Annotated in this window: 8 protein-coding genes, 1 tRNA gene and 2 pseudogenes; 3 read left to right on the top strand and 8 right to left on the bottom strand. The window is 46.6% G+C overall.

Features of this window, described 5'->3' with window-relative positions:
* A pseudogene (locus tag AB7U36_RS15560) lies at positions 1 to 251 on the top strand (sigma-54-dependent Fis family transcriptional regulator); the annotation flags it as partial.
* A 14-nt stretch (positions 252 to 265) separates the two neighbouring features.
* On the opposite strand, the gene AB7U36_RS15555 reads toward AB7U36_RS15560, so the two are convergent.
* The 3 genes from AB7U36_RS15555 to AB7U36_RS15545 are packed head-to-tail and all read right to left on the bottom strand — an operon-like array spanning position 266 to position 2,117.
* Complete coding sequence (locus tag AB7U36_RS15555; protein ID WP_004073427.1) at positions 266 to 823, bottom strand: epoxyqueuosine reductase QueH; 558 nt, start codon at positions 821 to 823, stop codon at positions 266 to 268.
* Complete coding sequence (locus AB7U36_RS15550) at positions 820 to 1,509, bottom strand: YggS family pyridoxal phosphate-dependent enzyme (RefSeq protein WP_004073428.1); 690 nt, start codon at positions 1,507 to 1,509, stop codon at positions 820 to 822. Before AB7U36_RS15550 ends, AB7U36_RS15555 begins: the two co-directional genes overlap by 4 nt.
* 2 nt (positions 1,510 to 1,511) lie before the next feature.
* Positions 1,512 to 2,117, bottom strand: coding sequence for a Maf family protein (locus tag AB7U36_RS15545; RefSeq protein WP_428160626.1), 606 nt, complete (start codon positions 2,115 to 2,117; stop codon positions 1,512 to 1,514).
* A gap of 206 nt (positions 2,118 to 2,323) precedes the next feature.
* Between AB7U36_RS15545 and AB7U36_RS15540 the strand changes: the two genes are divergently transcribed.
* Together AB7U36_RS15540 and AB7U36_RS15535 are read left to right on the top strand one after the other, a co-directional pair.
* The gene (locus AB7U36_RS15540) at positions 2,324 to 3,076 is read left to right on the top strand and encodes an RsmE family RNA methyltransferase (RefSeq protein ID WP_428160625.1); all 753 of its coding nucleotides are present in this window, start codon (positions 2,324 to 2,326) and stop codon (positions 3,074 to 3,076) included.
* 66 nt (positions 3,077 to 3,142) lie between these two features.
* Positions 3,143 to 3,218, top strand: a tRNA-Phe gene (locus AB7U36_RS15535).
* Positions 3,219 to 3,453: 235 nt separating this feature from the next.
* On the opposite strand, the gene nhaB is transcribed toward AB7U36_RS15535, so the two are convergent.
* From nhaB to AB7U36_RS15510, 5 genes and pseudogenes are all read right to left on the bottom strand, one after another.
* Complete coding sequence (nhaB, locus tag AB7U36_RS15530; protein WP_428160624.1) at positions 3,454 to 5,064, bottom strand: sodium/proton antiporter NhaB; 1,611 nt, start codon at positions 5,062 to 5,064, stop codon at positions 3,454 to 3,456.
* Between the two features lie 212 nt (positions 5,065 to 5,276).
* Positions 5,277 to 5,588, bottom strand: a complete 312-nt coding sequence (mnhG, locus tag AB7U36_RS15525; RefSeq protein WP_289021700.1) for a monovalent cation/H(+) antiporter subunit G — start codon at positions 5,586 to 5,588, stop codon at positions 5,277 to 5,279.
* Positions 5,576 to 5,887, bottom strand: a complete 312-nt coding sequence (locus tag AB7U36_RS15520) for a monovalent cation/H+ antiporter complex subunit F (RefSeq protein ID WP_428160623.1) — start codon at positions 5,885 to 5,887, stop codon at positions 5,576 to 5,578. The genes mnhG and AB7U36_RS15520 overlap by 13 nt, the downstream gene beginning before the upstream one ends.
* Positions 5,880 to 6,359: a Na+/H+ antiporter subunit E gene (locus AB7U36_RS15515; protein ID WP_216593997.1), complete on the bottom strand. Its 480-nt coding sequence runs from the start codon at positions 6,357 to 6,359 to the stop codon at positions 5,880 to 5,882. The genes AB7U36_RS15520 and AB7U36_RS15515 overlap by 8 nt, the downstream gene beginning before the upstream one ends.
* Positions 6,356 to 6,684, bottom strand: a pseudogene (locus tag AB7U36_RS15510) (Na+/H+ antiporter subunit D); the annotation flags it as partial. The gene AB7U36_RS15515 and the pseudogene AB7U36_RS15510, both read right to left, overlap by 4 nt.

Below are 6,684 nucleotides of genomic sequence, written 5' to 3'. Positions count from 1 at the left end.
TACCCATTGAAACCCAGCTGGCGGCTGCTCGGGATATGCCAGCACCCGGCACTGGCCAGACCCTGGCCCAGGTACGCCGGCATGCGGTCAATGCCTGTGAAATCTCCTACCTGACCAGTCTGCTGGAAGAAACGAACGGCCGAATACGCGAGACGGCAAAGAAAGCAGGGATTACTACCCGGCAGCTAAACCGCCTGCTGACCCGGCACGGGCTGGATAAAAAACAATTCAAACTCCCGAAAGACGAATGATATCTCAATAACAGTTATGGCTGATCTGGTTTCTCAACATTTTTTTGTTGATAGTATCGGTCTTTTTCGCTGTAAATGCAGCCACAATACTGTTGGCGGTACATACCCAAGGCCTTTGACCTCTCTATCCCCTGTTTCCAGCCTTGGCGAAAATCATCATAAATGAATTTAAGGCCGTATTGTTTTGCTAGGCCCTGACCGATTTCCGTGATCAGGGCATGATTCTGGAATTTTGAATAGAGCAGGGTGGTGGAAAACCCGTCAAATTTTCCTTTTTTGGCAACCAGGGCACTGGCTTTCAGACGTGCGTGGTAGCAGTACCTGCACCGGTTTGTTTCCCTGAAGGTGACGGCACGCAAAAATTCTTCAAGCTCATAACCCTTTTGCCAGACCATTTTCAGATTCATCTGATCCGCATAATCACGCAGTGTTTCCTCACGCTTCATACATTCGGTAAATGGATGAATATTATGCCGGTAAAAATACCCCATAACCTCCATGTCCATGCTTCTTAAGGTTTCAAGGGGATAGATGGTGCAGGGGCCGCAGCAGGTATGCAGAAGAATTCTCACTGCCTTGCTCCGAAAATGGCTGTGCCCACGCGCACTAAAGTCGCCCCTTCTTCAACGGCCACGGTAAAATCATTGCTCATGCCCATGGATAAATGGGTCATGGCCGTATTGGGAAGGTTGAGCCGTTCTATCTCTTTACTGATCTGTTTAAGCCTTTTGAAATAAATTCTTGCATCTTCAGGGTCATCGAAAAAAGGTGGCATGCACATAAGTCCTGAAACATGCAGGTTGTCAAACCGGCAGGTCTGTTTGGCAATATCTACAACTTCGCTTTCTTGTGCACCGGATTTGGTCGCTTCCCGGGAAATATTTACCTGGAGCAGAATTTTCTGAATTTTTCCGATTTTTTGGGCCTGGCGGTTGATCTCTTGGGCAAGCTTTACCGTATCCACGGTATGAATCAGGTCAAAATACTTTACCGCGAATTTGGCTTTGTTGGATTGAAGATGCCCGATAAAATGCCACGTCGCTGATTTTCTGCCAAGAAGATCAATCTTTTCCATTGCTTCCTGGATATAATTTTCTCCAAAATCCCTGTGACCGGCATCAATGGCCTCCTGGATCATTTCAGGCGGTTTTCTTTTGCTTACCGCAATCAGGGTAACCCGGGATGCATCCTGTCCGCTTTTTTGGGCGGCAGCGCGTATATCATCATGAATTTTTTTTATATTGGATTGAATCTGCATTGTTATTTTGCTTCCTTAAAACTGATTGCCCCCAAAGATGCCAGTGCATCAATAAGTTCACACACGGGCAGGCCGACAACGTTGGTATAAGACCCGGATATCTCCTTAACCAGAAAGGCCCCAATTCCCTGTATCCCATAGCCTCCGGCCTTGTCATAAGGTTCACCTGTGTCTGCATACCAGTTGATTTCATCGTTGGACAACGCTTTAAACCTCACCCGGGTGTTTACAACCCGTGTAACCAGATCGTCTGAGTTTGGTCTTGTGATGGTGAAAGCGGTAAATACACTGTGTTCTCTGTTGCTGAGCTGGGTTAACATGGTTACGGCCTGCCGGTGCCCGGCGGGTTTGCCTAAAATGGTATTGCCAACCGCCACAATCGTGTCCGCCCCGATGGTCCAGGCATCAGGATAATGTCCGGCCACGGCTTGGGCCTTGGTTTTAGACAATAGACAAACATAGTTTTCGGGTGGCATTCCCGGATCAACTTTAGATTCGTCAATATCAGCGACATGAATTTTAAAATCTATGCCTGCCTGGGTCATAAGCTCTTTTCTGCGTGGTGAACCTGAGGCCAGAATAATGCTCTCTTTGTTTATCGTTTTCATGACCCCTTATGTATCATAATTCATGCGTTACGAACAGATTTGCCGTATTTTAAACCCACGCCCGTTGCCGGGTAATCTGGAAAAAAAGTGTCTAAAATCAGCTTTTTTGAAATATAACATAATAAATTCATGGTAAAAATTACCTGTTTCATACTATAATTTTTAAAAATTTAATCATCTTTTTTTTGTGGAATAAAGAGATAAATATGCAAAAGTTTTTAATCAATACAGAGGCGTTAAGCACAGATAAGGCCGTCATCCATGGTCAGGACGCAAAACATATATGCAAGGTACTCAGGCTTAAGCCCAAAGACACCATTTCCATGACCAATGGCCATGGCACTGATTTTACAGGTAGTATAGATAAGATCTCTCCTGAATGTGTTGAAATTTCCATTTTAAGTGAAAAAAAAAGCCTCACGGAATCGAATCTCGATCTGACTTTGTGTACTGCCATGCTCAAACACAACAAGATGGATGAGATCATTAAACAGATTACCCAGCTTGGAGTCACTCGCTGGATTCCTTTTTATTGTAAAAGATCCATTCCATTGTCAGGCCCAAATAAGGAAAAAAAACACATTGAGCGGTGGCAGACCATTGCCAGGGAGTCTTTGAAGCAATGCAGAAGATCCTGCCTTGTTGAAATTATGCCTCCCATGGATTTTGAACAGGTCCTGTCCTTTTCAAAAAGCTGTTCACACAGATTCGCTTTCTGGGAAGCATCGGACCGGCCCTTTGGCGGACCAGCTCCCGGAGAGAACAACAAAGCTGTTGTCCTGATCGGGCCGGAGGGCGGATTTGAAGAGGAAGAGGTCAGAAGTGCCGTTGAATCGGGATTTATAAGTTACTCCCTTGGACCCAGGATTTTAAGGGCAGAAACAGCAGCCGTCTGTGCCTGTGGTTTAATCCAGTATCTGCTGGGTGATATGGGAGGGTGTTTAAAACAATATTCTTAATGCTTGTATGATTTTTTGCTTGACTTGAACGGTTAAAGAACATATAAATCTGTCGTTGTTTGATGTGCCCAGGTAGCTCAGTCGGTAGAGCAGGGGACTGAAAATCCCCGTGTCAGCAGTTCAATTCTGTTCCTGGGCACCACGTTATTATAAAAGCTTTCAGCGGTTTTCGTTGAAAGCTTTTTTGATTTATACACCATGAGGATCGGGCCAGACGCTCGATTGTTTTCCGGTTTGTGGATGGCAGGAGGCATGCGAATGCTTTGCCGCAGAACATTTTATATGTTAACCATATTCTGTAAAAAAGGTGGGCCCAATGCACAGATACTGCATTGGGCCCACCTTTTTTTATCTTTCTATACTATGAGGTATACGTATTACAAAAACAGGTAACAGGAAATAAGGCCTGTTATTGACATGGTGATGGTGTACGGCAGTGCAAGCCAAACCATTCGGCCATAGGAGAGTCTGATGACGGGTGCCAAGGCTGAAGTCAGTAAGAACAGGAAAGCTGCCTGACCATTTGGCGTTGCCACACTCGGGATGTTTGTTCCGGTATTGATTGCAACGGCCAGGTTGTCAAAATGATGGATAACTTCGTGTGCTTTGGCAGCAGCGTCTGCCGGAAGGGCAGCCAGCACGTCAGCCCGGACAAGTTCCGGGTTGGTAAGTTTGTCCATCAGTTCCTGTCCGGTCATACCAATATCGGGGATCTGTGCAAGCACATTGACAAAATGCATCTTTGTTTCCGTAATATATACGGTGGCAACAAAAACATTGTCAGAAATCGATGATAATAAACCGTTTGCAATATAGTATGCCCCAAGCTGTAGATGGCCATGAAGACCGAGAACAAAATGCATGATGGGGTCGAAAAGATGTTGTTCGTGAATCACCGCAACAATGGAGAAAAAGACAATCAGCAGCGCAGTAAACGGCAGGGCTTCCGTAAATGCCTGTCCAAAATGGTGTTCGTCGGTAATTCCGTTCAGAGAGGTCAGGAAGATGATGACGGATAGTCCGATCAGACCTACCGCGGCAAGATGGAAGGCAAGGGCAAGGATCAGCCAGATACCCGCAATGGCCTGTATAACAAGTCTGACCTTGCCTTTGGTTCCTTGTTTTTCTTCCATTTTGACTGCGGTTTCCAGCAGGTGGGAACGGATGTTGCCGGGCATTTCAACGCCATAGCCGAACCAGTGCATTTTCTCCAGTCCATAACAGGTCCCAAGCCCGACAATGAGGACGGGGATGGAGACCGGTGCAACTTCGAGAAAGAAGTCAACAAAGTGCCAGCCCATCTGGTGGCCGATCAGCAGGTTCTGGGGTTCCCCAACCAGGGTACAGACACCGCCCAGAGCGGTACCCACAGCACCATGCATCATCAAGTTGCGCAAAAAACCCCGAAACTGAACCAGGTCATCCCGTTTTGCCATTTGGCATGCGTTATCGTCGGTGAGATCATGTTCGCAGGTGCTGTCTTTTCCCGAGGCATACCGGTGGTAGACATTGTAAAAACCATATGCAACCGCGATGATGACCGCTGTAACGGTCAACGCATCAAGGAAAGCGGACAGAAAAGCGCCGGCAAAACAGAAAAGCAACGCAATCACAACTTTAGACTGCACCCGCACAAGTATCCGAGTGAAGGTGAACTGCAAAAATTCCTTCATGAAATAGATGCCTGCAACCATAAACATCAGAAGAAGGATAACCTCAAAATTGGCCAGTGCTTCGTGGTAAACGGTTTCGGGTTTGGCCATACCCATGATAATGGCTTCAATCGCCAGAAGACCGCCCGAAGGTAACGGGTAGCATTTCAGTGCCATGGCCAGGGTAAAAATGAATTCTCCAATGAGTACCCAGCCTGTAATAAAAGGGCCGGCGGTAATAAGGAGAATGGGGTTGATAATTAGGAACACTATAATAGCAAGCTTGTACCATATGGGAGCATTTCCTAAAAAGTTTTTTACAAAGGCGTTGAACATGGTCGGATCCTCACAATTAGTATTAGGAACAACAGGTTATAAGTTATACATTTGTTACAGGTTATGCCTTCTAACATCCTATGTGCAAAAATTCAACAGATTATTCAACGTTGGCGCATTAATTTAGCCGGAATTTGAAGAGAGAAAGATGGTTTTGGAATTTATGAAAGCAGGGTCGGCAATCATCCTTCCGGTACTGCAGTGAAGTCGCTCTACCGGCTGTTTTTTTGAAAAGGGTTACGCCACATCCGATAAGGGGAGTTCATTACGATTTTTCCAAGTAGATGGGCTGCAGCCGGCGTGGTCATGATAAAAAACAACATAATACCGACAACCCGGGAGGTTACAGCCGTATCCGTGAAAAACAGGGCGACTGCAAGCACGATCATTCCGATACCAAAGGTGCCCGCCTTGGTCGCCGCATGGGTCCGCATGTAGATGTCCGGCATTCTGAGAACACCCAGGGCAGCCATAAGGGTAAAAAAAGTACCGGTGATAAGGCAGATGGCCATCAGAATTTCCATGGAGGCTCCTCCTTGTTTTTTTTGGATTGAATCAGCCGGGATTTCATGAATGCCACAAAAGCCACGGTGCCCACAAACATCACCAGGGCCAGTGTGATTGCGATATCAAGAAAAGCGGTTTGCCCGCTGGTAATGGTAAACACGGCAATGAAACTGATGGTAATGGACCCGATCAAGTCCAGGGCGATGAGCCGGTCTGCGTGTGTCGGGCCTATAATCAGACGAATAAATGCCAGCACAAAGCTGACCAGCAATCCGGCGAAGGTAATGGTCACAGCCATGGTCATCACATCACCCACGTGTCACCTCCAGCAGTTTTTTTTCCAGTCCGTTTTTAATCCCGGAAATGACAGCATCGTGATCCCGGGCAAACATGGCGTGCACAATAAGATGGGATTTCTCCTCTGTGATATCCAGACTGAGTGTCCCGGGGGTTAACGAGACCATATTGGCAAGCAGGGTGATCTCAACATCCGTTTTTGCATCCAAGGGAATATGAACAATGTCCGGGACACTTTTAGGGGTCGGCGTCAGTACCTCCCAGGCAACCCGTAAAACCGATATCGTCATTTCGTAATGAAAATAAAACACCAGAACAACTGAAGCCTTCAATCGTCTGAAATAAGAGTTGTCCTGACCAAAGGGGCGTGTCAGCCACAGGCAGCCCAGGCCCAGCAAAAAACCGATAACAAAATCAATGATGCCGTAGGCATTGTTGACCAGGACCCAGGCACCGGCAAATAAAAGGTTGAGGACAAAATAAATCATCATCTGTCTCCCAGTACGGCCTTGATGTAAAAAATCGGATCAAGAAGCTGAACGGCGGCGCGGTCGGCATACTGAAAAAAGGGTTCTGCAAAAAGCCCTATGATTATCGTAATCAGGGCAAAAATGGCTATGGGCACCAGATATAAATTTGTTTCTCTAAAGCTCACCGACGAGGAGGGTGTTACGTCGTTCGGTGCCGCTTCCCAAAATACCTGGTTCCATATTTTTAACATGGAGTAAACCGTGAGAACCCCGACAAAAAGGGCAGTTGCGGCCAGTATGGTGTGACCGGTTTCAAGACTTGCCCGGACAACTGCAAATTTACTCC

Source organism: Desulfobacter sp. (genome assembly GCF_050177295.1).
This window is presented reverse-complemented; position numbering and strand designations above follow the sequence as displayed.